Source organism: Agrobacterium sp. LEGMi-208b, assembly GCF_059511785.1.
On sequence record NZ_CM183445.1, the window covers coordinates 48,445 to 74,042 of the forward strand.

Genomic DNA, 25,598 nt, shown 5'->3' on the forward strand with positions numbered 1-25,598 from the left:
AGTCCCGGCTAGCCTTGCCGTTTGTCCATTACAGTGCCACAACACGACCACCTAAAAGCAAGATGGAGGCACATCCGTGGAACAGGCAGAAATCGGTTTGATCGGTCTCGGCGTCATGGGCTCGAACCTGGCGTTGAACATCGCGGAAAAGGGCAACAAGATTGCCGTATTCAACCGAACCCCGGAAGTTACACGAAAATTCTACGCCGATGCGGGCGAATTGCAGAGCCAGATCATTCCCTGCGAAACCATCGAGGAATTCGTCGCTGCAATTCGTCCTCCGCGCCCGATCATCATCATGATCAAGGCCGGCGATCCGGTTGACCAGCAGATGGAAATCCTGAAGCCCCATCTCGCCAATGGCGACATCATGATCGACGCCGGCAATGCCAATTTCCGCGATACGATCCGCCGTTTCGATAACCTCAAGGATAGCGGCCTGACCTTTATCGGCATGGGCGTTTCCGGCGGTGAAGAAGGCGCGCGCCACGGACCGTCAATCATGGTCGGTGGCACCGAGGACAGCTGGAAGCGTGTCGAGAAGGTGCTGACCTCCATTTCCGCCAAGTATAATGACGATCCGTGCGTGGCATGGCTCGGCAATGACGGCGCCGGCCACTTCGTCAAGACCATCCATAACGGCATCGAATATGCCGACATGCAGATGATCGCCGAAATCTACGGCATCCTGCGTGATGGCCTTGGCATGAGCGCCGTCGAAATCGCCGATGTGTTCGCCGAATGGAACAAGGGCCGCCTGAATTCCTACCTGATCGAAATCACCGAGAAGGTTCTGCGCGCCGCCGATCCGATCACCGGCAAGCCGATGGTCGATCTGATCCTCGACAAGGCTGGCCAGAAGGGTACCGGCAAGTGGTCGGTCATCGAGGCGCAGAACATGGGCGTCGCCGCAACCGCCATCGAGGCGGCCGTGGCTGCCCGTATTCTCTCCTCGCAGAAGGATGAGCGCGAAGCTGCCGAGAAGATCTTCGGCCTGCCGACCCTCGCGGCGGCACCGGCTGACAGAAAGGCCTTCATCGCCGATCTGGAAAGCGCGCTTCTGGCCGCCAAGGTCGGCGCTTATGCGCAGGGCTTCGCCATCATGTCGGCCGCTTCGAAGGAGTTCAACTGGAACCTGCCGATGCCGACGATCGCCCGCATCTGGCGCGCCGGCTGCATCATCCGCTCGGAATTCCTCGATGAGATCACCTCGGCCTTCACCAAGGATCCGCATGTGGCCAACCTCATCGTGACACCTGCCTTCGCCGCCATCGTCAAGGATACCGATGCGCCGCTGCGCCGCGTGGTTTCCTACGCCGTGCTCTCCGGCCTGCCGGTTTCGGCGCTGGCTTCGGCGCTCGGCTATTTCGACGCCTATCGCCGCGGTCGCGGCAGCGCCAACCTCATTCAGGCGCAGCGCGACTTCTTCGGCGCGCATGGTTTCGAACGCACCGACGGTGTGGACAAGCCGCACGGCCCATGGGGCAGCGGCGCCGACATTTTCTGATCGGCTGAAACGATAAACGACAAAAGGCCCGCGCAAGCGGGCCTTTTTCATTTCGGTTGCTGGTTCAACTCAGCGGGCGGCGGCGAGGCCGACGATGAGGCCGCTGACGGCGTTGATCAGCAGGAACTGGTTGTCGACGCGGACCCAGCGCTGGTCGCGGCGCGGTTCAGCGAGGTGGTAACGGCGGTAGTCACGGCGGTCCACCATGTTGCGGCGCTCACGGGCCGAGAGGCGCTGGCCGCGATCCCAGCGGTGCTTCTTGACGATGACCTTCTTGGTGGTGACCTGACGCTCGACGGTGACGCCGCGATGGCGATCGTCGTGGCGGCTCTGGGCCTGTGCCATCGGAGCTGCAAGAACGGTGGCTGCCAGAAGAATGGTGACGAACTTTTTCATGGAAGTTTCCTCTCGGGTTTCGATGAGGAGAACTTACGAATAAACGAATGAACGGAAACTGAATTTAAAATTACATTTATGTAATGGTTGTTAATGCTTAGGGGCGGGAGTTAATCTTTTGTTTTGAGTTTCTTGACGCAAGTTTCGGAGCGTGCAGGCCGCCCGGTGTAACCGGGCGACCCTTTCTGTATCAGACCCGTTCGGCGGATTTTGCCCAGAGGTTGATATCCGCATCCCTGGCGTAACGATCGATTTCCGCCAGCTCCTCGGTGGAGAACTCGGCATTGTCGAGCGCCTTGACGCAATCCTCGACCTGTTCGACGCGGCTTGCGCCGATCAGCGCCGAGGTGATGCGGCCGCCACGCAGAACCCAGGCAATCGCCATCTGCGCCAGCGTCTGGCCACGTCGCTCGGCAATGCTGTTGAGCGCGCGAATGTTTTCAACGTTGCGCTCGTTGAGGAAGGCCGGGTTCAGCGACTTGCTCTGCGATGCACGGCTGCCATCCGGTACGCCGCCGAGATATTTCGTTGTCAGCATGCCCTGCGCCAGCGGTGAGAAGACGATGGAGCCGATGCCCAGTTCTTCCAGCGTATCGACGAGACCGTCTTCCTCGATCCAGCGATTGATCATCGAATAGCTCGGCTGATGGATGATGCAGGGCGTGCCGAGGTCCTTGAGGATGGCGGCGGCCTCACGGGTGCGCTTCGAGTTGTAGGACGAGATGCCGACATAAAGCGCCTTGCCCGAGCGAACGATCTGGTCCAGCGCGCCGCAGGTTTCCTCAAGCGGTGTATTGGGATCGAAACGATGGGAATAGAAGATATCGACGTAATCGAGCCCCATGCGCTTCAGGCTCTGGTCGCAGGAAGAGATCAGATATTTGCGGCTGCCCCATTCGCCATAGGGGCCGGGCCACATGTTGTAACCAGCCTTGGACGAGATGATCATTTCGTCACGGTAGCCCCTGAAATCCGTCTTGAGGATTTCACCGAAGGCGGTTTCGGCGCTGCCGGGCGGCGGGCCGTAATTGTTGGCGAGATCGAAATGGGTGATGCCGAGATCGAAGGCACGGCGGCAAATGGCCTGTTTCGTCTGGTGCGGCGTATCGTTGCCGAAATTGTGCCAGAGCCCCAGCGAAATCGCCGGCAGTTTCAGGCCGGTCTTGCCGCAATGATTGTATTTCATGGACGCGTATCGGTTTTCGGCCGGTTGCCAAACCATGGGTCTTCCTCCACTTGCTGATGACTGGCTGCCGGAGAACCCGGCAACCCTTTGAACCGATGGAAACAGGTGCGGGCGCACCTGTCATTCCCCAGAGGGATGGTTATGCCTTTCTCCGCATGGTTTCAATGCCGGGATTGGGCCGGGATTGGGCGGGGACTGGCAGGTATGAAGATCGAAGACGCGGAAATGCGGCTGCCCGCCATCCGCCTTCGGGGTGAAGATGATGCGGCGCGTTTCGCCGGCGGAAAGATCGAAGAGGTTGTCCGAATATCGTCCCGGCTGGTCCGCCTCCAGCATGACAAAGAGCGCAAGACCGGTTGCCGTGATGTCGATTTCGAACTGGCCGTTTTTCAACGTGTTTGTCGTGAAGCTCAGGCCGGCGGGCTGAAGCTCCAGTGCTTTATAGGTGTCGCGCACATGGTGGCCTTCGCCGGTCATGCCGTTCGAGGCGATGAAGTTCCAGGCGAGGATGGCGCCATCAGGCAGGCTGTCCATGTCGATATCGGTCAAGGTAGCGGCCTTGTCCGTTGCGCATGCGCCATTGGCGGATTTCAGCGGTACCCGATTGCCGTCCATGGTCAGCGCGATGATATTCATGTCGATCTCGACATCTTCCGCCGTGTCGTTGACCATGGAGAAGCTCACCTGGCGTCCATCCTCCGAAGGGATGGCCGAGACCGTGACCGGCTGGAAAAAGCGGCGAGCAGCATAATGCAGCGCCTTCCAACCGCCGCCATAATCGAGGCTGGACCATGAGGCGACCGGCCAGGTGTCGTTCAGCTGCCAGTACAGCGTGCCCATGCAATGGGGTTTCAGCGAGCGCCAATAATCCACCGCCGTGCGGATCGCCAGCGCCTGCTGGACCTGGCTCAGATAAACGAAATTCTCGAAATCCCTGGGGAAGCGGAAATAACGGAACATGGTGCCGGCGATCCGCTCATTGCCGCCGACATTCTTCTGGTGCAGCTCGATGACCGGGGAGGCGATGTTCATGTCCCTGTCTTCCGCATAGGTGCGGATGACGGGCATGGATGTATAGGACTGGAAGCCGAATTCAGAGCAGAAACGCGGTTTCACCGACCGGTAATTGTCGAACGACTTGTTCTCGTGCCAGACCGACCAGTAATGCATGTCGCCGGAACCATCCGCGTGCCAGGCGTCGCCATAATCGAGATAACCCGAGGCGGGGCTCGATGGCCACCAGAGTGCTTCGGGGGCGGCTTTTTTCAGGGCTCTTTCGATGGTGCGGTTCAGCCGGTCGTAAGCCACGAGATAGCGGTCGCGATTGTTGCGGGATTCATCGAACCAGGTCAGCGCGCCCACCAGCTCGTTATCGCCGCACCACAGCGCGATGGAGGGGTGGGAGGAGAGGCGTTTCACCTGATAATCGACCTCATGCTCGACATTGTCGAGAAAGTCCTCGCTGCAGGGATAGAGATTGCAGGCGAACATGAAATCCTGCCAGACCAGCAGGCCGAGACGGTCGCAGAGATCGTAGAACCAGTCTTCCTCATAAAATCCCCCGCCCCAGACACGGATCATGTTCATATTGGCCTCAACCGCGGAGCAGAGAAGATCCTCGGTTTTTTCCCGGCTGGTGAGCGAATAAAGCGCGTCGGCAGGAATCCAGTTGGCGCCGCGGCAGAATATCTCCCGGCCATTGATGCGGAAGGCGAAGCGGCTGCCGGCCTCATCCGTGTCGGTCAGAAGCTCGATGGTTCTGAAGCCGATCTGGCGGGTGACGGTCTCATCGGGCAGTTCCACCGTGAGGTTGTAGAGCGTTTGCTCGCCACTGCCAGCCGGCCACCAGAGGTCCGGATTTTCCACGAAGAAGACGTGGCGCACCACCGTCTCGCCTGCGCCGACACCGCAATCGAGTCTCAGCCTTTCATCGTTGAGAGACAGATAGACCGGCAGGCTTGCGGGCCCTTCGGCAAACAGCGTGATGGCCACATGGAGCTCGACGCCGCCTTCGACATGGTGCTGCGATGTGACGACATGTTCGATGCGGGCGGTATCGAGCCGCTTCAGCAGGATTTTGCCGTAAAGGCCAAGCGGAGCAATCGCGATGTTCCAGTCCCAGCCGAAATGGCATTGCGGCTTGCGCAGCATGTTGCCATTGGCGATGGGCGAATTGCCCGGGTGATAGGGAATGTAAAATGGCTGCCGCGCCTGCCGTTCCGCGCCGGCCGCGATGTTGGAATGGAAATGAATGCGGATGGTGTTTTCACCCGGCCGAACCGCCCGCGAGATATCGGGGCGGTAACGGCGGAAGCAATTGTCGGCACTCAACACGGGAATGTCGTTGACGAAAACGATGGCGACGGTATCGAGATAATCGATATCGAGATACCAGCTGGCATCGGCTTCATCGAGAATAAATGTGCGCTCGATGAGCCAGTCCCGCTGCGCCACCCATTGCACCGCTTTTTCATTGGCGCCGTGATAGGGATCGGGAATAATGCCCGCATTTTTGAGCGCGGTGTGAATATCACCCGGTACGGAAAGCTGGGTAGCATGGTCTCCTTCCACCGAGGTCAGGCGCCAGGGGCCGGCAAGATCAATGACGGATTCGGGCGAGGAAGAGGAAATCATGATCGGACCCTGCATGGTATGAATTCAAAGAAGGCTGGCCGGCATTATGCTGCAGGCTTGTGTCAGAATCTGGGGAGAATGGATGCCCGCAAAGCCGCAGCCACAGGTTTGCCACACGTTTATCCGGCTTTGCGATTTCCTCCCTCCGGCAACGTTACCGTAAAACAATCGTTCCGTCATTCCTTTGAGTGACAACCGGCAGCATGAAAAATGGTGCGCATCCCGGTATCGGGACAAAGGAGCAATTACGTATCATGCAAAAGATGTTTTCTGTTTATATATTAGATTATTATGAATATTTTTTAATCTCGATAGAGAGGATTTTTGTGATGGGATATCCGGAAATTCGGAGCAGGAAGAAGCAGCAGGCGCTTGGGAAATATTTTCCGGACCTATATCGTTTTCGCTGAATTGGCGGATGGTCGGATAGGGTGGACCTCCGGGCGCAGACCTTTGCCTTTGCAACAGGGCAAAAGCTATCTATGATTATCGTTCGGTAAAGCGTGGCGAAATGACATGAACGATACTGGCAAATCCGGCAGGGACGACATACCCGCGATCACGGGCGAGCGCCCCACCTTGAAGACCATCGCCTATATGACGGGTCTTGGCATCACCACCGTCTCGCGTGCGTTGAAGGATGCGCCTGACATCGGCGCCGAGACCAAGGAGCGCGTGCGGCTGATCGCCCGGCAGATCGGCTACCAGCCGAACCGCGCCGGCGTGCGACTGCGCACGGGCAAGACCAATGTCATCGCCCTTGTGCTGAGTGTGGATGAAGAATTGATGGGTTTCACCAGCCAGATGGTGTTCGGCATTACCGAGGTTCTTTCCACGACACAATATCATCTGGTCGTAACGCCACACATCCATGCCAAGGATTCCATGGTGCCGATCCGCTATATTCTCGATACCGGTTCGGCGGACGGGGTGATTATTTCCAAGATCGAGCCGAACGATCCGCGCGTCCGTTTCATGACCGAGCGCAACATGCCCTTTGTCACCCACGGGCGCTCGGATATGGGCATCGAACACGCCTTTCATGATTTCGACAATGAGGCCTATGCCTATGAGGCAGTCGAGCGGCTGGCGCAATGCGGACGCAAAAGGATCGCCGTCATCGTGCCGCCATCGCGATTTTCATTCCACGATCACGCCCGCAAGGGATTCAACCGGGGGATCAGGGATTTCGGTCTCACCGAATTTCCGCTGGATGCCATCACCATCGAAACGCCGCTCGAAAAAATCCGCGATTTCGGTCAGCGGCTGATGCAATCGGACGACCGCCCGGATGGCATTGTTTCGATCAGCGGCAGCAGCACCATCGCGCTGGTGGCGGGTTTTGAGGCTGCCGGTGTAAGGATTGGCGAGGATATCGATATCGTATCGAAACAGTCCGCGGAGTTCCTGAACTGGATCAAACCGCAGATCCACACTGTCAATGAAGATATCAAGCTGGCGGGCAGGGAGCTTGCAAAGGCCCTTCTGGCGCGCATAAACGGCGCGCCGCCGGAAACCCTGCAAAGCATCAGCAGCCCGGTCTGGTCTTCCATGGCGCCGAAGCCATAGATTGGCTCTTCCTAGTTGCTGCCGCGCACCTACACCTTGTTGCAGCTCGCCCGGATTTTTCCTGATATCGAACTTTAATCAGTAACCCCAACCATATGGGATAAAACAATATTTATTATGCACATCGCAAGCTTTCGGTGCAATTCAGGAGTGACTGACTCCGGGCGTTAGCGACAGCAATCCGCATCAGGACAGGCAGTCCTTCAGCGAACCCGCAATGCCGCGCATCAGTTTGAAATAGAGATCGGGGCCGGGTTCCAGCGTCGCCGCTTCCGGATCGAGCGTCGCCGATTTCGCGGCGGTGCCTTCGGTGATGACCGAAATCAGCTTCGGTTCGAATTGCGGTTCAGCGAAAACGCAGGTTGCGCCGAGCTGGCGGACCTTGTCCTGCATCTGCTTGACGCGGTCCGCGCCGGGCAGGGTTTCGGGGCTGACGGTGATCGATCCCGCCGTCTTCACGCCGTAACGGTGCTCGAAATATTGATAGGCATCGTGGAAGACGATGAAGGGCTTGTCCTTCACCGGCTTCACCGTTTCCTGGAGTTCAGCATCGAGCGCATCGAGATCGGCGATCAGTTTTTTGGTATTGGCCTGATAGGTCGCGGCATTGCCGGCATCGGCCGCAATCAGCGTGGTTTCGATCGCCTGCGCCATGGCCTTGGCATTGGCGGGATCGAGCCAGAGATGGGTGTCATATGCGCCGTGGTCATGATCTTCGTGACCTTCCGTGTGGTCGTGTCCATGATCGTGCGCGCCTTCCTCTTCGGCGTGTCCGTCATGCGCATCATGGCCTTCATCGCCGTCGTCATGCGCTTCAAAGGGGCCGCCTTCGCGGAAGGGCAGCTTTTCCAGACCCTTGGCATCTTCCAGCTCAACGACTGTTGCCTTGCTGGCCAGTGCCTCCAGCGGCTTTTCCAGGAATGCTTCCAGTCCCGGCCCGACCCAGAAGACCACATCCGCCTTTTCCAGCCTGCGGGCATTGGACGGTCTGAGATTATAGGTATGCGGCGAGGCCGCGCCGTCAACGATGAGCTGCGGTTCGCCGACGCCTTGCATGATCGCGGCGACGAGAGAATGGACGGGCTTGATCGAGACCACGACATCGGGCGCGGCGGTGGCGCCTGAAGCGGCGGCTGCTATTGCCACCGACGCCATGAGCGGGATCAGGATCGATTTCATGAATGCACTCCACTTGAACAAGTATAGTTATGTTATTACATTTATTGCGTAACTCTATAACGTATGCAATAGCGGTAGGCAACATCGCCGAACGGACAATCCCATGCTTCATTCCGCCCGTAAGGGTAACGATACACTGGTTTCCCTTGCCAATGCCGGCGTGCAGCGCAACGGCCGCTGGCTGGTGCGCGGCGTGGAGTTTTCCGTCAGCAGGGGCGAGATCGTCACCCTGATCGGCCCGAATGGATCAGGCAAATCCACAAGCGCAAAAATGGCGATCGGCGTGGTGAAGCCGAGCGAAGGCAATGTCTCGCGCAAGGTCGGTCTGAAAGTTGGTTATGTGCCGCAGAAGCTTTCGGTGGACTGGACCATGCCGCTTTCGGTGCGGCGGCTGATGACGCTGACCGGGCCGTTGCCTGCGCGCGAAATCGACGCGGCACTCAATGCGACGGGCATCGCACATCTTGCCAATGCCGAGGTGCAACATCTTTCCGGCGGCGAGTTCCAGCGCGCGCTTCTGGCCCGCGCCATTGCCCGCAAGCCCGATCTGCTGGTTCTCGACGAGCCCGTTCAGGGTGTTGATTTTTCCGGCGAGATCGCACTCTACGATCTGATAAAAAATATCAGGAATTCAAATGATTGCGGCATTCTATTAATCTCGCATGACCTGCATGTGGTGATGGCGGAAACCGATACGGTGATCTGCCTGAACGGCCATGTCTGCTGCCGTGGCACACCGCAGGCGGTGAGCCAGAGCCCGGAATATATGCGGCTGTTCGGCGGCACGGCGGCCAAGGCGCTGGCGGTCTATAGCCACCATCACGATCACACCCATCTGCCCGATGGCCGGGTGCAGCATGCGGATGGAACGGTGACGGACCATTGCCACCCCGAGGACGGGCACCATCACGGGCATGATCATCATCATGACCATGGACACCATCACGATGACCATGGCGAATGCGGCTGCGGCCATGACCACGCAGATAAAACGCCACACGACCAGCGGCAGGGAGAGCGCCATGTTTGACGATTTCTTCGTTCGCGCCATGGTCGCCGGCATCGGCGTCGCGCTCACCGCCGGTCCTCTCGGCTGTTTTGTCGTCTGGCGGCGTATGGCCTATTTCGGCGATACGATGGCGCATTCGGCGCTGCTCGGCGTGGCGCTGTCTTTGCTGTTGCAGCTCAACCTCATCGTCAGCGTCTTTCTGGTCGCGTCGGCCGTTTCGATTCTTTTGATTTTCCTGCAGCGGCGGCAGGCGCTTTCCTCCGACGCGCTGCTCGGCATCCTGTCCCATTCGGCACTGGCGATCGGCCTTGTCATCGTCGCCTTCATGAGCTGGGTGCGCATCGATCTCGTCTCGTTTTTGTTCGGCGATATTCTTGCCGTCACCCGCAGCGATATCGCGCTGATCTGGGGCGGCGGACTGATGGTCGTCGTCTCCATGGTTTTCCTGTGGCGGTCGCTGCTCGCTTCCACCGTGAATACGGAACTGGCGGAAGCCGAGGGGCTGAACCCGGAACGGGCAAAGCTCATCTTCACGCTGCTGATGGCGCTGGTGATTGCCATCGCCATGAAGGTGGTCGGCATCATGCTCATCACCTCGCTGCTCATCATACCGGCCGCGACCGCACGGCGTTTTTCCAGCACGCCGGAGGTCATGGCGGTTGTGGCTTCGCTGATCGGTGCGGTTGCCGTTATCGGCGGCCTGTTCGGCTCACTGACCTATGATACGCCGTCCGGCCCTTCCATCGTGGTTGCCGCGGTGATCCTGTTCGTTATAAGCCTGTTGCCGGCGCCGGGTTTTTCCCGCTCCGCGGATGAAGGAGGCAAATCATGAATGCGCAGACCCAGCCGAACCTCACCAAGAACCAGTCGCTGGTCATGAATGCCCTCTCAAATGCGCATCAGCCGCTCAGCGCCTATATGATCCTCGACAAGCTGCGCGACGACGGGTTCCGCGCGCCGCTGCAGGTTTACCGGGCGTTGGAAAAGCTGGTGGAATTCGGTCTTGTGCACCGGCTGGAAAGCCTCAACGCCTTCGTTGCCTGCACGCATACGCAGGCCGAATGCTGCTCGCACCACCATGGAACCGTTGCCTTTGCTATCTGCGAATCCTGTGGGCAGGTGACGGAGTTTCATGACCACGAGATCGACCACCGTCTGGAGCGCTGGGTGAAGGACAGCAAGTTCAAGGCGGAAAAGACCACCATTGAAATCCGCGGCCTCTGCGCGGCCTGCGCGGCATAAAGCCAATTGTAAGAGGCGGGCATCGTTGCCCGCCATCCTCCATTATTCGATGATCGCCAGATCCGTCGAAAAACGCTTCCAGTTCTCGATGTATTTTTCCGCCGAACGGCGAATGCCCGCCACGGTGTCTTCATCCAGTGTGCGGATAACCCGCGCCGGCGAGCCGACAATCAGCGAATTATCCGGAAACTCCTTGCCCTCCGTCACCAGCGCATTGGCGCCAACGAGGCAGTTACGGCCGATCTTCGCGTCGTTCAAAATCGTCGCGCCCATGCCGACAAGCGAATTGTCGCCGATGCTGCAGCCGTGGACGATGGCGTGGTGGCCAATCGTACACATTTCGCCGATGGTTGCAGCAAAACCGGGGTCGCTGTGCACCATCACGCCTTCCTGAATATTGGTGCCGCGGCCGACGCTGATCGGCTCGTTATCGCCGCGCAGGGTCGCACCGAACCAGATGCCGACATCTTCGCCAAGTGTGACCGAACCGATGACATTGGCATCTGGCGCGATCCAGTAACGATCCGGGGCAGGGGTTTGCGGTACCCGGTCGGCGAGGCGGTAAAGCGGCATGGTGGTGTCCTCCCTTTGTGTTGTTTCCTGCCGATCAGGCGATTTTGACAGAGAGCGTGCCGACACCATCGACACCACACTCTATCCTGTCACCGCGCACGATGGGGCCGACGCCGGCCGGCGTGCCGGTCATGATCACATCGCCGGCGGCAAGGGTGAAGAGCTTGGAAAGCTCGGCAATTACTTCCGGCACCTTCCAGATCATCTGGGCAAGATCGCCGGTCTGCTTGCGTTCGCCATTGACATCGAGCCAGATCGCGCCGGTTGCGGGATGGCCGATCTTATCGGCGGGAACGATGGCCGAAACCGGTGCGGAATCTTCAAACGCCTTCGCACCTTCCCAGGAGCGGCCCATTTTCTTCAGCCCGTCCTGCAGGTCGCGGCGGGTCATGTCGATGCCGACGGCATAACCCCAGACATGATTCAGCGCTTCTGACGCCGGGATATCCGCGCCGCCGCTCTTCAGGACCACGACACATTCGACTTCATAATGCACGTTGGAGGACAGCGGCGGGTAGGGGAAATCATTGCCAGCGGGCAGAAGATTGTCCGGGTTTTTCTGGAAATAGAAGGGCGGTTCGCGCGAGGGGTCGTGGCCCATTTCGATGGCGTGATCGGCATAGTTGCGGCCGACGCAATAGACCCGCCGCACGGGGAACAGTTCTTCCGTGCCCTCGACGGGCAGCAGAACGGGTTTCGGAGCGGGGATGACGGTGGCGGCCATGGGGATTTCCTGTCGTCTCTTGAAGCTGCAAGTCTTGTCCCGCGATTCCGGGGCGATTTCCAGTTCAAAATGACCTTGCCCGCAAAACTGGCTTTTTGCCGCCCTTTGCTGTAGAAGCCGGCGCAAAGAGGTTTATCCATGTACAGACAAGCGCTTGCCAGCGGCGAAAAGATATTCGCCGTGGCCCCTATGATCGATTGGACCGATACCCGCTGCAGGTTTCTGCACCGGCAACTGTCGAAGCGCGCTTTGCTGTTTACCGAAATGATCGTTGCCGACGCCATCATTCATGGTCAGCGCGAGAAGCTGCTCGGTTACCACCCGCAGGAACATCCCGTTGCGCTGCAGCTCGGCGGATCGGATCCAGCCAAGCTCGCCGAGGCGGTGCGGATCGCCGGTGATTACGGTTATGACGAGATCAACCTCAATGTCGGCTGCCCTTCGGACCGGGTGCAATCCGGCACCTTCGGCGCCTGCCTGATGCGCGAGCCCCAAATCGTTGCGGACTGTATTTCGGCGATGAAAGCGGTTGCGGCTGTGCCGGTCACGGTCAAATGCCGCATCGGCGTTGATGACCAGGAGCCCGAAACCGTCTTGCCGGATTTTCTCGCGCGGGTCGTTGCCGCCGGTGCGGATGCGGTCTGGGTCCATGCACGCAAAGCCTGGTTGCAGGGGCTTTCGCCGAAGGAAAACCGCGAGGTTCCGCCGCTCGATTATGATCTCGTCTATCGCATGAAGCGGGACAATCCTGACGTCTTCATTGGCATCAATGGCGGCATCGCCGATCTCGATCAGGCGGGTGAACACCTGAAACACATGGACGGCGTGATGCTCGGCCGGGCCGCCTATCACAACACCTCGATCCTTGCCGATGTCGATCACCGCATCCACGGCGAAGAAGCCCGCCACTATGACTGGATGACGCTGCGGGATGCGATGATGGCTTACGCCACCGATTATATCGCCACAGGCGGACGTCTCAATCACGTCACCCGCCATATGGTCGGCCTGTTTCAGGGCATGCCGGGCGCGCGCCGTTTCCGGCAAATCCTTTCCAGCGACGCCACCCGGCCGGGTGCGGGGCCGGAGGTGATCGAGGCAGCTTTCGCCGCCATCGATTTCAACCCTGTGAAAGAATTGGCGGGCTGAGAGGGTTCAGATCGCTTTTTGCAGTTCCTGCGCACCCACGGGCGCATTGACCTTGCCGCCGGTGATGAAGAAGGCGAAAACGTCGCGCGGGGTCTTTTCGACCTTCCGATCGGGCGCGATCAGCGGCAGATCGTCAGGCACGCCGCCCGCCGCATAGGTCTCGACCCGTTTGGCCCAATCGCTGATCCCGGTCTGCGGATAACAGGTCTTGATATCGTCCTCGCCCTTCTGCAGGCGGCAATAGACGAAATCGGCGGTCACATCCGGCAGCATCGGATAATCGTGATGATCGGCGCAGACGACGGCGACCTTGTATTTGGCAAGGAGATCGATGAATTCCGGCACCTGGAATGTCTCGTTGCGCACCTCGACCACATGCCGCAGGGAAATGCCGTCCTGTTTTTCCGGCAGCAGCGCCAGAAAGGCACCGAAATCATCCGCATCGAATTTCTTCGTGGGCGCGAACTGCCAGAGGATCGGGCCAAGATGAGACCCGAGTTCCGTCAGACCCTGCGTGAGAAACTTCGTCATGGATTCACCGGCCTCGGCCAGAACCCTGCGATTGGTGACGAAGCGGCTCGCCTTCAGCGAGAAGATGAAATCCTCGGGCACTTCGGAGGCCCATTTGGCGAAGGTTTCCGGCTTCTGGCTGCTGTAATAGGTGCCGTTCACCTCGATTGCCGTCAATTGCCGGCTGGCATGTTCGAGCTGGCGCTTCTTCGGCAGTTTTTCCGGATAAAACGTGCCTTCCCAGGGCTCGAAGGTCCAGCCGCCGATACCGGTGCGGATCGTTCCTGATGTCGACATATGCTGTTCCTCCAATGATGCCCCGATGGCTGAATTCTCGCTTGAGCAGGCGGCGAATGATTCCGCAGCCTCAAACTGCTGACACAGCGTATCTCAAAGCCCGCGTCATCCTCGGGCTTGTCCCGAGGATCTAACTTCGTAACGTCGATCTATCGGTCGTGGATGCTCGGGACAGGCCCGAGCATGACGGAGGAGAGGTTTGCAGACTTTGTCATGACTCTACCGTTACCGTACTTACTCCGCAGCCTCGCGTTTCCCGGCCGGCCGGCGGTCGAGAAGTTCCTTCAGGAAGTGGCCGGTATAGGAGCGCTCGACCTTGACGATGTCTTCCGGTGTGCCGGTCGCCACCACTTCGCCGCCGCCCGTGCCGCCTTCGGGACCGATATCGATGATCCAGTCGGCGGTCTTGATGACTTCGAGATTGTGTTCGATCACCACGACGGAATTGCCCTGTTCCACCAGCGCATGCAGCATTTCCAGCAGCTTGTTGACGTCGTGGAAATGCAGGCCGGTTGTCGGTTCGTCGAGAATATAGAGCGTACGGCCCGTCGAGCGTTTCGACAGTTCCTTGGCGAGCTTGACGCGCTGCGCCTCGCCGCCGGAGAGCGTGTTTGCCTGCTGGCCGACCTTGATATAACCGAGGCCGACATCGAACAGCGATTGCAGCTTGTCGCGCACCGCCGGCACGGCGGCGAAGAACTCCACGCCTTCCTCGACCGTCATATCCAGCACATCGGCGATGGATTTTCCCTTGAAGGTGACATCCAGCGTCTCGCGATTATAGCGCTTGCCGTGGCAGACATCGCAGGTAACATAGACGTCAGGCAGGAAGTGCATCTCGATCTTGATGACGCCGTCGCCCTGGCAGGCCTCGCAGCGGCCGCCCTTGACGTTGAAGGAGAAACGGCCGGGCGCATAACCGCGCGCCTTGGCCTCCGGCAGACCCGCGAACCAGTCGCGGATCGGCGTAAAGGCGCCGGTATAGGTGGCGGGGTTGGAGCGCGGCGTGCGGCCGATCGGCGACTGGTCGATATCGATCACCTTGTCGATGAATTCGAAACCGTCGATGCGGTCGTGCTCGGCCGGGATTTCGCGCGCGCCCATCACCCGGCGCGCCGCCGATTTATAGAGCGTCTCGATCAGGAAGGTGGACTTGCCGCCACCGGATACGCCTGTTACCGCGGTGAAAACGCCGAGCGGCACGGCTGCCGTGACATTCTGGAGATTGTTACCGCGGGCGCCAAAAACCTTGATCTCGCGACCCTTTTTCGGCTTTCGGCGCTCGGCCGGCACGGCAACGCCGAGTTCGCCGGAGAGGTATTTACCGGTCAGCGATTTCGGATTGGCCATCACGTCCTGCGGCGAACCTTCGGCTATGACCTCACCACCGTGAATACCGGCGGCCGGGCCGATATCGACCACATAGTCCGCCGTCAGAATGGCGTCCTCGTCATGTTCGACAACGATGACAGTATTGCCGATATCACGCAGGTGTTTCAGCGTTTCGAGCAGGCGGGCATTGTCACGCTGGTGCAGGCCAATTGAAGGCTCATCCAGAACATAGAGAACGCCCGTCAGACCCGAGCCGATCTGTGAGGCCAGACGGATGCGCTGGCTTTCGCCGCCGGACAGTGTGCCGGAATTGCGCGACAGGCTGAGATAGTCCAGCCCGACGTCGTTGAGGAATCGCAGGCGCTCGCGGATTTCCTTGAGAATGCGGACCGCAATCTCGTTCTGCTTGGCGTTGAGATTTTCCGGCAGCACCTCGAACCAGTCGCGTGCCTTGCGGATGGACATTTCGGTGACTTCACCGATATGCAGCTTGTTGATCTTGACGGCAAGGGCTTCCGGCTTCAGGCGATAACCGGCGCAGGCCGGGCAGGGGGCTGCCGACATGTAACGCTCGATTTCCTCGCGTGCCCAGGCGCTGTCCGTCTCTTTCCAGCGGCGCTCCAGATTGGGCACGATGCCTTCGAAATTCTTCACCGTCTTGTAGGAACGGGCACCGTCCTGATAGTTGAATTCGATCTTGTCGTCGGTGCCCTGAAGGATGGCATGCTGCGCTTCCTTCGACAGATCGGACCATTTGCTCGACAGCTTGAAACCGAAGGCCTTGCCGAGCGCTTCCAGCGTCTGGTTGTAATAGGGCGAGGAAGACTTCGCCCAGGGGGCGATGGCGCCGTCGCGCAATGTGCGGGCCGGCTCGGGTACGATCAGGTTTTCATCCACCTTCTGCTGCGAACCGAGGCCATCGCAGCTTGGGCAGGCGCCGAAGGGATTGTTGAAGGAGAATAGCCGCGGCTCGATTTCCGGGATGGTGAAGCCGGAAACCGGGCAGGCGAATTTTTCCGAAAACAGCACACGTTCATGGGTCTCGTTGAGAGACTTGTTGGCCGAGCCGCCGGCGGCGGTCTCCTCGGGCGGCAGAGGCTTGTCGGCGAATTCGGCAATTGCCAGCCCGTCGGCGAGCTTGAGGCAGGTTTCCAGACTGTCGGCGAGGCGTGCGGCCATATCCGGGCGCACCACCGCACGGTCGACCACCACGTCGATATCGTGTTTGTATTTCTTGTCGAGGGCGGGAACGTCGGCGATTTCGTAGAACTGGCCATCCACCTTGACGCGCTGGAAGCCCTTCTTCATCAGCTCGGCCAGTTCCTTCTTGTACTCGCCTTTACGGCCGCGCACGATCGGCGCGAGGATGTAAAGACGCGTGCCCTCCTCGAAGGCAAGGATGCGGTCGACCATCTGGCTGACCGTCTGGCTTTCGATCGGCAGGCCGGTCGCAGGCGAATAGGGCACGCCGACACGCGCGAACAGGAGGCGCATATAGTCGTAAATCTCGGTCACCGTGCCGACTGTTGAACGAGGGTTGCGCGAGGTGGTCTTCTGCTCGATGGAGATTGCCGGCGAAAGGCCGTCGATCTGGTCGACATCCGGCTTCTGCATCATTTCCAGGAACTGGCGCGCATAGGCCGATAGGCTTTCGACATAACGGCGCTGGCCTTCGGCATAGATCGTGTCGAAGGCGAGCGACGACTTGCCCGAGCCGGAAAGCCCGGTCATGACGATCAGCTTGTTGCGCGGCAGATCCAGATCGATGCCCTTGAGATTATGCTCGCGGGCGCCACGGATGGAAATCGTCTTCAGTTCACTCATGACAAGGCTCGGACAAAAATAACACACTTGATGGCAGCGCGTCCTTATGTAGTGACGCAGCCGGAGGTGTCGAGGTCTATTTCCTATCGGTCGCAGCTTTTCGGAATGCTTGACTCGAAATCTGCGATTTAATAGAACAAAAAAGGAACGAATTGCAAGCGCGAATGTCTGCTCCCGCAGCTTAAGATTATTCTTTGTGGATAGTTCCCTGGCTGCGGTGCCCTTTGCGGGCGGCGGCGGTTATTGTGTGGCGAATTTTTTGAAATGCAATTGCCGGTCATGACGGCTGGCGGACAGGATGACGAGATGGCTGGTAGCGTAAACAAGGTAATTCTGATCGGAAATGTGGGCGCCGATCCCGAAATCCGCCGGACGCAGGATGGCCGCCCCATCGCCAACCTGCGCATCGCCACTTCCGAGACCTGGCGGGACCGCAACAGCGGCGAACGCCGTGAGAAGACCGAATGGCATACCGTCGTGGTTTTCAACGAGGGCCTGTGCAAGGTCGTCGAGCAATATGTCAAGAAGGGCGCCAAGCTCTATATTGAAGGCCAGTTGCAGACGCGCAAATGGCAGGACCAGACGGGCAACGACCGCTATTCCACGGAAATCGTGCTGCAGGGCTTCAACTCCACGCTGACGATGCTCGATGGTCGCGGTGAAGGCGGCGGCGGTGGCCGCAGCGGCGGCGGCGATTTCGGCGGCGGTAATGACTATGGCAGCGGCGGCGGCTCGGGTTACGGCGGCGGTTACGACCAGCAGTCTTCGTCACGCGGCAGCTCTTCGCGGGGCGGCGGCCAGCCTTCCGGCGGCTTCTCCAACGACATGGACGACGACATTCCGTTCTGAAGCTGATTTTACCGAAACGATCACAAGTCAGAATTTTTGTGGTTTTTTCGATGTGTTGATATCATCATCGGGCTGACAGGAGATTTAAGACATGGCGAGCATGACCTTTTCCTTGCCAGACCCGGTGAAAGACTGGATCGAAAGCCGTATCCAGAAGGGCGAATACGCCAGCGCCAGCGACTATGTGCGGGATCTCGTGCGACGTGACTGGGCCCGGCGAGGGCAGGATTTCAGCATTGACGAGCTTCGCCAGATCGTTGCGGATTCCCGCGCCAGTGGCGTCGGGTCTCGCAGCATGGATGAATTGTTCGCGGAAGCTGAACGTGTAGCGGCAGCGCAGGGTGTCTTGCGTGAATGATTATCGGTTGAGCACGCAGGCCGAAAACGAAATTCTCGACATCTTTCTCTATGGTATTGAACAGTTCGGATTGAGCCAGGCACGCCTTTACAAGGACGAGATGGAAAGCTGTTTCCAGTTGCTCGGCAATAATCCACGGATGGGACGTGCGGCCACGACAGTGGGAGAGGGCATACGCCGACACGAGTATGGAAGCCATGTCATTTTTTATGAAATTGACGGTTCCGGCGTTCTCATTCTTACCGTTGTACATGGCCGGAGCATCCGCCGCCTGAAGCTCTGACGGCTTCCAATCTCAGCTGCGTTCATTGGCCGGGAGGAGCGGTTCAGGCCGCGACCTTGTCCGCCAGCATCGCGACCATGACGTCGGATTGCGACACGATACCCACCATCTTGCCTTTGGCGTCGATAACCGGCAGGTAATGCAACCCTTCCTCCGCAAAGCGGATGATGGCTTCCTCGATCGAGGTTTCCGGACGTACGGTTCTGACCGGCGAAGTCATGATGTCCTTGACGGTATCGTTGGGGGCGCTTGCGCCTGATAGAATGAGGCGCAGCCGCTGCAGGAAACCGATCGAGGGACGGCCGTTTCTCCAGCTTGCCTTTTCCAGAAAATCCGTCTGGGTGACGATGCCGACGATCTCCGCTTTATCGTTGGTGACCGGCAATGCCTTGAAATGGTGGCTGTGCATCAGCGCATGGGCGTGGCGCAGACTGTCATCGGGGGCGACGCCGACCACATCCCGCGACATGACGCTGGCGCAATCGAGATGCAGCGCACGGCGACGCCAGGAGCGCAGTTCGGTCTTGCGCAGGATGGTTTCGAGTTCGTCCCTGTCAATATCGAGGACCTGGTCATATTCCTTGAGCACCTCATCGAGGTCGGTGGAGGAAAAGCCGATTTTCTGGATGGGGGTCGGATCCGTGGTGCCATGGGCGGCCTTTCCAAGCTTCAGGCCATGCGGATAGGCGCGACCGGTGGCATTGTTATAGGCGAGTGCCAGCGCAAGAAGGATCAGCGAGTTTCCGGCGACCGGCCAGAGCAGGAAACCGTATCCGAGGCTATGCACCGCGGGGCCGCCGAGGACGGCCGTCAGCGCCACCGCACCGCTTGGCGGATGCAGGCAGCGCAGCGCCATCATGGCGGCGATGGCGAGGCTGATGGCGAGCGCGCTGGCAAGGAATGGATCCGGAACCAGCAGCGCGACCGTCACTCCCACGAAAGCCGATACGAGATTGCCGCAGAGGATCGACCAGGGCTGCGCCAGCGGGCTCGAGGGCACGGCAAACAGAAGCACGGCCGAGGCGCCCATCGGCGCGATCATGGCGGGCAGGGTGGGGTCGAAACGCAGAGCGAGACTGCCCAGAAGGCCGGTCAACAGAATGCCGACGAAAGCGCCCGTCGCGGAGCGCAGCCTTTCCCTGTTGCTGACGGGTGCGGCATCCGGGATGAGGCGGCGCAGCGTGGAACGCATGGAGATAACTTTCGAATGCGAAAAAACATGCGTCTTTTAGCCGAAGCGGCGGTCGGATTTAAAGGGAGGATTTTCCGGCATTTCAGCGGTTGGCGGGAATTTATTGCGCTGGAACCGCCAAGGGCTGGCTTTTCAGAAAGCGAAGGCCGATTTTATGCCGTCGACCACGAATTGTACGGAAAGCGCGGCAAGCAGCACGCCGAGAAGCCGGGTCAGGATCGCGCGGCCGGTATTGCCGAGAAAACGGTCCATTCGCTCCGAGACGATCAGTGCGGCATAAACGAGGGCCATGGCGAAAGCGAGGATCAGGATGAGCACCACCATCTCGACGGTGGTCTTCATAGAGCCGGCGAGAAGCACGGTGGCGGAAATGGCGCCCGGCCCGGCGATCAGCGGCAGGGCGAGCGGAAAGACCGCGAGATTGTGAAGGTGGTCCTTGGTGATGGCGATCTCGGAGGTCTTTTCCTTGCGTTCCTGGCGCTTCTCGAAAATCATCTCGAAGGAAATCCAGAACAGCAGAAGGCCGCCGGCGATGCGGAAGGCGCCGAGCGAAATGCCGAGCAGGTTGAGGATGGCGAGGCCGAAGAGCGCGAAGACGGCGAGAATGCCGAAGGCGATGATGGAACCGCGCAACGCCACCTGGCTGCGCTGGTCGCGCGTCATGCCGGCTGTCAGCGCAAGGAAGACGGGGGCGAGACCCGGCGGATCGAGCGTGACCAGAAGTGTGGTAAGCGCATTGATGAGCGTTTCGCTGCTGGCCATTCTTTCCCCGCTTATTGCCTTTTTGCGGATGAGCCTACGCAAGTCGCGGCTGCTTTGAAAGGGAGCAGACCCGCTTTTGCCGGGCTAAAGCGCGAAAAGCGCCGTTCGTCTTGCAAATGACGCAAAAGCCTGTTCAAAACTCGCCGGGAAATTGGCTTAACGTGGCTGTTTCCGCTATAAAAATCCATCCGATTCTTAACATAGAATGTGATCCGTTTTGACTGACCAGAGCCCCCCCGGCGGCGGAAAACTTCCGCCAGGCATTGAACCGATTTCCATCATGGAGGAAATGCAGCGGTCGTATCTCGATTACGCCATGAGCGTTATCGTGTCCCGCGCGCTTCCCGATGTGCGAGACGGCCTGAAGCCGGTTCATCGCCGTATTCTTTACGGCATGTCCGAACTCGGCATCGACTGGAACAAGAAATACGTCAAATGCGCCCGCGTCACCGGCGACGTGATGGGTAAATTCCATCCGCACGGCAACATGGCGATCTACGACGCGCTGGCGCGTATGGCGCAGGACTGGTCGCTTCGCCTGCCGCTGATCGACGGGCAGGGCAATTTCGGCTCCATCGACGGCGACCCGCCGGCGGCTGAACGTTACACCGAGTGCCGTCTGGAAAAGGCCGCGCATTCGCTGCTCGACGATCTCGACAAGGAAACGGTCGATTTCCGCGACAACTATGACGGCACCTTGCAGGAGCCGGTCGTCGTTCCCGCGAAGTTCCCGAACCTTCTGGTCAACGGGGCAGGCGGCATCGCGGTAGGCATGGCCACCAATATTCCGCCGCACAATCTCTCCGAGGTCATCGACGGCTGTATCGCGCTGATTGAAAATCCGGCGATCGAGCTGCCTGACATGATGCAGATCATTCCCGGACCGGATTTCCCGACCGGCGCGCTGATCATGGGCCGTTCGGGCATCCGCTCGGCTTATGAGACCGGCCGTGGATCGGTCATCATGCGCGGTGTCGCCACTATCGAGCCGATGCGCGGCGACCGCGAGCAGATTATCATCACCGAAGTTCCCTATCAGGTGAACAAGGCGACGATGATCGAGAAAATGGCCGAACTGGTCAAGGAAAAGCGCATCGAGGGCATTTCCGACCTGCGCGACGAGTCCGACCGCCAGGGTTACCGCGTCGTCATCGAACTGAAGCGCGATGCCAATGCCGAAGTCATCCTGAACCAGCTTTATCGCTACACGCCGCTGCAGACCTCCTTCGGCTGCAACATGGTGGCGCTGAACGGCGGCAAGCCGGAACAGATGACGCTACTGGACATGCTGCGTGCCTTCGTTTCCTTCCGTGAAGATGTCGTCAGCCGCCGCACTAAGTATCTGCTGCGCAAGGCGCGCGAACGTGCGCATGTGTTGGTCGGTCTGGCGATTTCGGTCGCCAATATTGACGAGGTCATCCGCGTCATCCGTCATGCGCCCGATCCGGCTTCGGCCCGTGAGGAGTTGATGACACGCCGCTGGCCGGCGCAGGATGTGGAAAGCCTGATCCGTCTGATCGACGATCCGCGCCATCGCATCAACGAAGACGGCACCTATAATCTCTCCGAAGAGCAGGCACGCGCCATTCTCGAATTGCGCCTTGCCCGCCTCACCGCGCTTGGCCGCGATGAAATCGGCGACGAGCTGAACAAGATCGGTGCCGAGATCAGCGAGTATCTTGAAATCCTGTCTTCGCGCCTGCGCATCCAGCAGATCGTCAAGGACGAGCTTGTTTCGATCCGCGACGAGTTCGGCACGCCGCGCCGGTCGCAGATCGTCGAGGGCGGCCCCGACATGGACGATGAAGACCTCATCGCCCGCGAAGACATGGTCGTCACCGTTTCGCATCTCGGTTATATCAAGCGCGTGCCGCTGACCACCTACCGGGCGCAGCGCCGCGGCGGCAAGGGCCGCTCCGGCATGGCGACGCGCGATGAGGATTTCGTCAACCGTCTCTTTGTCGCCAATACCCATACCCCGGTGCTGTTCTTCTCCTCGCGTGGCATCGTCTACAAGGAAAAGGTCTGGCGCCTGCCGATCGGCACGCCGCAGTCCAAGGGCAAGGCCCTCATCAACATGCTGCCGCTGGAACCCGGCGAGCGCATCACCACCATCATGCCGTTGCCCGAGGATGAAACCACCTGGGAAACGCTTGACGTGATGTTCTCTACGACGCGCGGCACCGTTCGCCGCAACAAGCTCGGCGATTTCGTACAGGTCAACCGCAATGGCAAGATCGCCATGAAGCTGGACGAGGAGGGCGATGAAATCCTCTCCGTCGAAACCTGTACAGACCGCGACGACGTGCTGCTGACAACCGCGCTCGGCCAGTGCATCCGCTTCCCCGTGGACGATGTGCGCGTCTTTGCCGGCCGCAACTCCGTCGGCGTGCGCGGGATCAACATGGCCGAAGGCGACCGCATCATCTCCATGACCATTGTCGGCCATGTGGAGGCTGAACCCTGGGAGCGTGCGGCCTATCTGAAGCGCTCGGCTACCGAGCGGCGTGCCGCAGGGGTCGATGAGGACGATATCGCGCTCGTCGGTGAGGAAGTGACGGAAGAGGGCGAACTCAGCGAAGAGCGCTATCAGGAACTGAAGGCACGCGAAGAATTCGTGCTGACGGTTTCCGTGAAGGGCTTCGGCAAGCGTTCCTCTTCTTACGATTTCCGCACCTCAGGTCGCGGCGGCAAGGGCATCCGTGCCACCGACACGTCGAAGACCAACGAGATCGGCGAACTCGTCGCTGCCTTCCCGGTGGAAGAGGGCGACCAGATCATGCTGGTTTCCGATGGCGGTCAGCTCATCCGCGTGCCTGTCAACGGCATCCGCATCGCCAGCCGCGCCACCAAGGGTGTGACGATCTTCTCTACCGCCAAGGATGAGAAGGTGGTTTCCGTGGAACGCATCAACGAGCCGGAAGGCGATGACGAAGCAGAAAACGGCAATGGCGAAGATGCCGTCGACGATCTGCCGGATACGCCGGAGGCACCGGAAAACGAGGCGTAAGCCGCCTCGTTATCTTCGGTTAGCAATCAAGAAAAACCCCGCGGCGCTCAGGCTCCGCGGGGTTTTTGTTTGTGTCGTATCGATCGCGTTTGATTTTCAGCGGATCCGAATATGGACCGGGGCGCGACCCGAGCGGCTCGCGACATGTAGGTGGATGTTTGCTTCCGGCTGATTGGAGCGCCAGGCGCGGGCGCCATGCGACAGAAGCAGCGCCACGAGATCGCGTGTCTTTGCCTTGGAACGGTTGAGACCGAGATCGGCGATACGCATCGCCGCCTCGTGAATGGGATGCAGAACCGAAAGGCTGCCATGCCCGTTGCCAGACGCAATGTCCGAATAATTCTCGTTGACTGCCATCTTGGAAAGCCTCGCTACTCATTACACAATTCGAGGAAACAGTCGATGTTTCGACAATGAAGCACCGCCTGCGGAAACGTCAGTTACTGGAGTGACGCCCAGCAGCTGACGCCTTTCTTTTTCAAAGCATTGCATGCATTCACCGCGGCGTTCTGGCCATCGAAACCGCCAAAACGGGCGCGGTAGATCTGGGCGCCGTCCTTGCTGAAGGCGACCGTGAAGGGTTTTGCGGAGCGCAGTGCGGCACCGCCCTTTTCCTGCGCGTTCTGCAACAGGCCACGCGCGGAATTCTCATCCGGAGATGCACCGATCTGGATCACCCAGCCGCCCTGCGGAGCTTCGGACCTGGCCGAAACCGAAGGGGCGGAGACGACAGGCGCCGCGGTGGAAGCGGTGACGATATTATCCACCTTGGTCGAGTTGGTGATCAACTTGCGGTCCGGCGCAGCGGGCGCCTGATTGATGGGATCCTTGCCCTTCTGCCAGGTGGCGGCTTCCATGGCTTTGACGGCCGCGTTGGAAGAGGAGCCTGCAAAGGCGGTGACCGGCGCTTCTTCGTAACGGGTCTGCGGCACCGGACCGGAATTGGGCAGGCCGGCTGCGGTTGCTGCAACGGCCACGGAAGGAACAGCAGCAGCCACGGCGACAGGCTCTTCGACTGGCGCCGAGCGCGTCTGTGCGATCAGGTTGCTGTTGCCGCCACGCGATGCCTGCGGCAGGTAGGTTGCGACAAGCTTGCGCATGGTGGCGTCACGGGCAGCGCTCGAACGGCCGCCGAGAACGACGGCGACGATGGAGCGGCCGTCGAGCTGCGCCGATGTGGCAAGGTTGCTGCCGGCTGCGCGGGTATAACCGGTCTTGATGCCATCCACACCCTTCACGGTTCCGACGAGGCGGTTATGGTTGCCGATAACCTGCTTGCCGAAATTGAAGGTGCGGGTGGAGAAATAGCCGTAATATTGCGGGAAATGCTGGCGAAGCGCGACGCCGAGACGCGCCTGATCGCGCGCCGTCGTCATCTGCGCCGTGTTGGGCAGGCCGTTGGCATTGCGATAGGTCGTGCGGGTCATGCCGAGCGCGCGGGCCTTGGCGGTCATCATTCTGGCAAAACGGTCTTCCGAGCCGCCGAGATATTCGCCGAGCGCGGTTGCCATGTCGTTTGCGGACCGGGTGACGAGCGCAAGGATCGCCTGTTCCACCGTGATGCTGCCGCCGGCGCGCACGCCGAGCTTGGACGGAGGCTCCTTGGCGGCGTTGGCTGACACCGGCACCTTGGAATCGAGCGAGATACGTCCGGTATTGAGCGCCTCGAATGTCAGGTAAAGCGTCATCATCTTCGTCAGCGAAGCCGGATAACGCAGGCCGTCCGGATCCTCGCCATAGAGAACCTTGCCGGTCTTGGCATCGATGACGATGCCCGCATATTTCGGATCGGCCTTTGCGGTTTGAACGGATGTTGCGGTTATGAACGCCGCAGCAAGGGTTAACGCAATAAACCTTACGAAAGACGTCGCACCCGCTTTGCGCGAATGTGCCCCAGATAGACTTTTCAACACTGCTGAACTCTTCAATCGCATATTTCTGTTCCGCTCGGACACGCCCCGCCCGATGCTCCGGGAAGAAACTTTATCGGGATGGCGTTACCAAGTGGTTTAT

The 25,598-nt window shown here is 59.6% G+C and carries 22 protein-coding genes; 10 read left to right on the forward strand and 12 right to left on the reverse strand.

Features of this window, described 5'->3' with window-relative positions:
• The first annotated feature begins 76 nt into the window (after window positions 1-76).
• Complete coding sequence (gene gnd, locus AC5YUO_RS00260) at window positions 77-1,507, forward strand: NADP-dependent phosphogluconate dehydrogenase (RefSeq protein WP_174029444.1); 1,431 nt, start codon at window positions 77-79, stop codon at window positions 1,505-1,507.
• A gap of 69 nt (window positions 1,508-1,576) precedes the next feature.
• Here gnd and AC5YUO_RS00265 read toward each other — a convergent pair whose 3' ends face one another.
• From AC5YUO_RS00265 to AC5YUO_RS00275, 3 genes are all read right to left on the reverse strand, one after another.
• Window positions 1,577-1,903: an RcnB family protein gene (locus AC5YUO_RS00265; RefSeq protein ID WP_003525025.1), complete on the reverse strand. Its 327-nt coding sequence runs from the start codon at window positions 1,901-1,903 to the stop codon at window positions 1,577-1,579.
• Between the two features lie 190 nt (window positions 1,904-2,093).
• On the reverse strand, window positions 2,094-3,125 hold the full coding sequence (mgrA, locus tag AC5YUO_RS00270) for an L-glyceraldehyde 3-phosphate reductase (RefSeq protein WP_496153853.1): 1,032 nt from the start codon (window positions 3,123-3,125) through the stop codon (window positions 2,094-2,096).
• Between the two features lie 84 nt (window positions 3,126-3,209).
• Window positions 3,210-5,738 carry a beta-mannosidase gene (locus tag AC5YUO_RS00275; RefSeq protein ID WP_496153854.1) on the reverse strand — a complete coding sequence of 843 codons (2,529 nt, stop codon included), beginning with the start codon at window positions 5,736-5,738 and terminating at the stop codon, window positions 3,210-3,212.
• Between the two features lie 501 nt (window positions 5,739-6,239).
• Between AC5YUO_RS00275 and AC5YUO_RS00280 the strand changes: the two genes are divergently transcribed.
• Window positions 6,240-7,292, forward strand: a complete 1,053-nt coding sequence (locus AC5YUO_RS00280; protein ID WP_496153855.1) for a LacI family transcriptional regulator — start codon at window positions 6,240-6,242, stop codon at window positions 7,290-7,292.
• A gap of 186 nt (window positions 7,293-7,478) precedes the next feature.
• On the opposite strand, the gene znuA is transcribed toward AC5YUO_RS00280, so the two are convergent.
• Complete coding sequence (gene znuA / locus AC5YUO_RS00285) at window positions 7,479-8,471, reverse strand: zinc ABC transporter substrate-binding protein ZnuA (protein WP_496153856.1); 993 nt, start codon at window positions 8,469-8,471, stop codon at window positions 7,479-7,481.
• Window positions 8,472-8,574: 103 nt separating this feature from the next.
• On the opposite strand from znuA, the gene znuC reads away from it, so the two are divergent.
• Genes znuC through zur form a run of 3 tightly spaced genes read left to right on the forward strand, consistent with a single transcriptional unit; the run spans window position 8,575 to window position 10,722 of the window.
• The gene (gene znuC / locus AC5YUO_RS00290; protein WP_496153857.1) at window positions 8,575-9,501 is read left to right on the forward strand and encodes a zinc ABC transporter ATP-binding protein ZnuC; all 927 of its coding nucleotides are present in this window, start codon (window positions 8,575-8,577) and stop codon (window positions 9,499-9,501) included.
• Complete coding sequence (znuB, locus tag AC5YUO_RS00295) at window positions 9,494-10,312, forward strand: zinc ABC transporter permease subunit ZnuB (RefSeq protein WP_496153858.1); 819 nt, start codon at window positions 9,494-9,496, stop codon at window positions 10,310-10,312. The genes znuC and znuB overlap by 8 nt, the downstream gene beginning before the upstream one ends.
• Entirely contained in the window at window positions 10,309-10,722 is a 414-nt protein-coding gene (gene zur / locus AC5YUO_RS00300; protein WP_269341334.1) for a zinc uptake transcriptional repressor Zur, read from the forward strand. Before znuB ends, zur begins: the two co-directional genes overlap by 4 nt.
• Window positions 10,723-10,764: 42 nt before the next feature.
• Here the strand turns inward: zur and AC5YUO_RS00305 are convergent, their stop codons facing one another.
• Together AC5YUO_RS00305 and AC5YUO_RS00310 are read right to left on the reverse strand one after the other, a co-directional pair.
• Window positions 10,765-11,295 carry a gamma carbonic anhydrase family protein gene (locus AC5YUO_RS00305; RefSeq protein ID WP_496153859.1) on the reverse strand — a complete coding sequence of 177 codons (531 nt, stop codon included), beginning with the start codon at window positions 11,293-11,295 and terminating at the stop codon, window positions 10,765-10,767.
• Between the two features lie 34 nt (window positions 11,296-11,329).
• A complete protein-coding gene (locus AC5YUO_RS00310; protein ID WP_496153860.1) occupies window positions 11,330-12,019 on the reverse strand; it encodes a fumarylacetoacetate hydrolase family protein in 690 nt (229 codons plus the stop codon).
• A gap of 138 nt (window positions 12,020-12,157) precedes the next feature.
• On the opposite strand from AC5YUO_RS00310, the gene dusA reads away from it, so the two are divergent.
• Window positions 12,158-13,168: a tRNA dihydrouridine(20/20a) synthase DusA gene (gene dusA / locus AC5YUO_RS00315; RefSeq protein WP_496153861.1), complete on the forward strand. Its 1,011-nt coding sequence runs from the start codon at window positions 12,158-12,160 to the stop codon at window positions 13,166-13,168.
• Window positions 13,169-13,174: 6 nt separating this feature from the next.
• Here the strand turns inward: dusA and AC5YUO_RS00320 are convergent, their stop codons facing one another.
• A complete protein-coding gene (locus tag AC5YUO_RS00320; protein WP_496153862.1) occupies window positions 13,175-13,975 on the reverse strand; it encodes a DUF72 domain-containing protein in 801 nt (266 codons plus the stop codon).
• A 234-nt stretch (window positions 13,976-14,209) separates the two neighbouring features.
• Window positions 14,210-17,131 carry an excinuclease ABC subunit UvrA gene (uvrA, locus tag AC5YUO_RS00325; protein WP_496153863.1) on the reverse strand — a complete coding sequence of 974 codons (2,922 nt, stop codon included), beginning with the start codon at window positions 17,129-17,131 and terminating at the stop codon, window positions 14,210-14,212.
• Between the two features lie 264 nt (window positions 17,132-17,395).
• Between uvrA and AC5YUO_RS00330 the strand changes: the two genes are divergently transcribed.
• The 3 genes from AC5YUO_RS00330 to AC5YUO_RS00340 all read left to right on the forward strand — a co-directional run bounded on the left by AC5YUO_RS00330 (window position 17,396) and on the right by AC5YUO_RS00340 (window position 18,621).
• Window positions 17,396-17,980 carry a single-stranded DNA-binding protein gene (locus tag AC5YUO_RS00330; RefSeq protein ID WP_496153864.1) on the forward strand — a complete coding sequence of 195 codons (585 nt, stop codon included), beginning with the start codon at window positions 17,396-17,398 and terminating at the stop codon, window positions 17,978-17,980.
• A 91-nt stretch (window positions 17,981-18,071) separates the two neighbouring features.
• Window positions 18,072-18,338: a ribbon-helix-helix domain-containing protein gene (locus AC5YUO_RS00335; RefSeq protein ID WP_496153865.1), complete on the forward strand. Its 267-nt coding sequence runs from the start codon at window positions 18,072-18,074 to the stop codon at window positions 18,336-18,338.
• Window positions 18,331-18,621 (forward strand): type II toxin-antitoxin system RelE/ParE family toxin, encoded by a 291-nt coding sequence (locus AC5YUO_RS00340; protein WP_496153866.1) that lies wholly within the window; start codon window positions 18,331-18,333, stop codon window positions 18,619-18,621. Before AC5YUO_RS00335 ends, AC5YUO_RS00340 begins: the two co-directional genes overlap by 8 nt.
• A 43-nt stretch (window positions 18,622-18,664) precedes the next feature.
• On the opposite strand, the gene AC5YUO_RS00345 is transcribed toward AC5YUO_RS00340, so the two are convergent.
• Complete coding sequence (locus AC5YUO_RS00345) at window positions 18,665-19,813, reverse strand: HPP family protein (RefSeq protein ID WP_496153867.1); 1,149 nt, start codon at window positions 19,811-19,813, stop codon at window positions 18,665-18,667.
• Window positions 19,814-19,945: 132 nt separating this feature from the next.
• Complete coding sequence (locus AC5YUO_RS00350; protein WP_174024834.1) at window positions 19,946-20,575, reverse strand: MarC family protein; 630 nt, start codon at window positions 20,573-20,575, stop codon at window positions 19,946-19,948.
• A gap of 217 nt (window positions 20,576-20,792) precedes the next feature.
• Between AC5YUO_RS00350 and gyrA the strand changes: the two genes are divergently transcribed.
• Window positions 20,793-23,585: a DNA gyrase subunit A gene (gyrA, locus tag AC5YUO_RS00355; protein WP_496153868.1), complete on the forward strand. Its 2,793-nt coding sequence runs from the start codon at window positions 20,793-20,795 to the stop codon at window positions 23,583-23,585.
• A gap of 96 nt (window positions 23,586-23,681) precedes the next feature.
• On the opposite strand, the gene AC5YUO_RS00360 is transcribed toward gyrA, so the two are convergent.
• Window positions 23,682-23,942 carry a hypothetical protein gene (locus tag AC5YUO_RS00360; protein WP_003502750.1) on the reverse strand — a complete coding sequence of 87 codons (261 nt, stop codon included), beginning with the start codon at window positions 23,940-23,942 and terminating at the stop codon, window positions 23,682-23,684.
• A gap of 83 nt (window positions 23,943-24,025) precedes the next feature.
• Window positions 24,026-25,519 (reverse strand): SPOR domain-containing protein, encoded by a 1,494-nt coding sequence (locus AC5YUO_RS00365; protein ID WP_496153869.1) that lies wholly within the window; start codon window positions 25,517-25,519, stop codon window positions 24,026-24,028.
• Between the last annotated feature and the right edge of the window lie 79 nt (window positions 25,520-25,598).

Coding starts and splice junctions, on each gene's coding strand:
- AC5YUO_RS00265 (WP_003525025.1), bottom strand. CDS start 1,903: ATGAAAAAGTTCGTCACCATTCTTCTGGCAGCCACCGTTCTTGCAGCT.
- mgrA (WP_496153853.1), bottom strand. CDS start 3,125: ATGGTTTGGCAACCGGCCGAAAACCGATACGCGTCCATGAAATACAAT.
- AC5YUO_RS00275 (WP_496153854.1), bottom strand. CDS start 5,738: ATGCAGGGTCCGATCATGATTTCCTCTTCCTCGCCCGAATCCGTCATT.
- AC5YUO_RS00280 (WP_496153855.1), top strand. CDS start 6,240: ATGAACGATACTGGCAAATCCGGCAGGGACGACATACCCGCGATCACG.
- znuA (WP_496153856.1), bottom strand. CDS start 8,471: ATGAAATCGATCCTGATCCCGCTCATGGCGTCGGTGGCAATAGCAGCC.
- znuC (WP_496153857.1), top strand. CDS start 8,575: ATGCTTCATTCCGCCCGTAAGGGTAACGATACACTGGTTTCCCTTGCC.
- znuB (WP_496153858.1), top strand. CDS start 9,494: ATGTTTGACGATTTCTTCGTTCGCGCCATGGTCGCCGGCATCGGCGTC.
- zur (WP_269341334.1), top strand. CDS start 10,309: ATGAATGCGCAGACCCAGCCGAACCTCACCAAGAACCAGTCGCTGGTC.
- AC5YUO_RS00305 (WP_496153859.1), bottom strand. CDS start 11,295: ATGCCGCTTTACCGCCTCGCCGACCGGGTACCGCAAACCCCTGCCCCG.
- AC5YUO_RS00310 (WP_496153860.1), bottom strand. CDS start 12,019: ATGGCCGCCACCGTCATCCCCGCTCCGAAACCCGTTCTGCTGCCCGTC.
- dusA (WP_496153861.1), top strand. CDS start 12,158: ATGTACAGACAAGCGCTTGCCAGCGGCGAAAAGATATTCGCCGTGGCC.
- AC5YUO_RS00320 (WP_496153862.1), bottom strand. CDS start 13,975: ATGTCGACATCAGGAACGATCCGCACCGGTATCGGCGGCTGGACCTTC.
- uvrA (WP_496153863.1), bottom strand. CDS start 17,131: ATGAGTGAACTGAAGACGATTTCCATCCGTGGCGCCCGCGAGCATAAT.
- AC5YUO_RS00330 (WP_496153864.1), top strand. CDS start 17,396: ATGCAATTGCCGGTCATGACGGCTGGCGGACAGGATGACGAGATGGCT.
- AC5YUO_RS00335 (WP_496153865.1), top strand. CDS start 18,072: ATGGCGAGCATGACCTTTTCCTTGCCAGACCCGGTGAAAGACTGGATC.
- AC5YUO_RS00345 (WP_496153867.1), bottom strand. CDS start 19,813: ATGCGTTCCACGCTGCGCCGCCTCATCCCGGATGCCGCACCCGTCAGC.
- AC5YUO_RS00350 (WP_174024834.1), bottom strand. CDS start 20,575: ATGGCCAGCAGCGAAACGCTCATCAATGCGCTTACCACACTTCTGGTC.
- AC5YUO_RS00360 (WP_003502750.1), bottom strand. CDS start 23,942: ATGGCAGTCAACGAGAATTATTCGGACATTGCGTCTGGCAACGGGCAT.
- AC5YUO_RS00365 (WP_496153869.1), bottom strand. CDS start 25,519: ATGCGATTGAAGAGTTCAGCAGTGTTGAAAAGTCTATCTGGGGCACAT.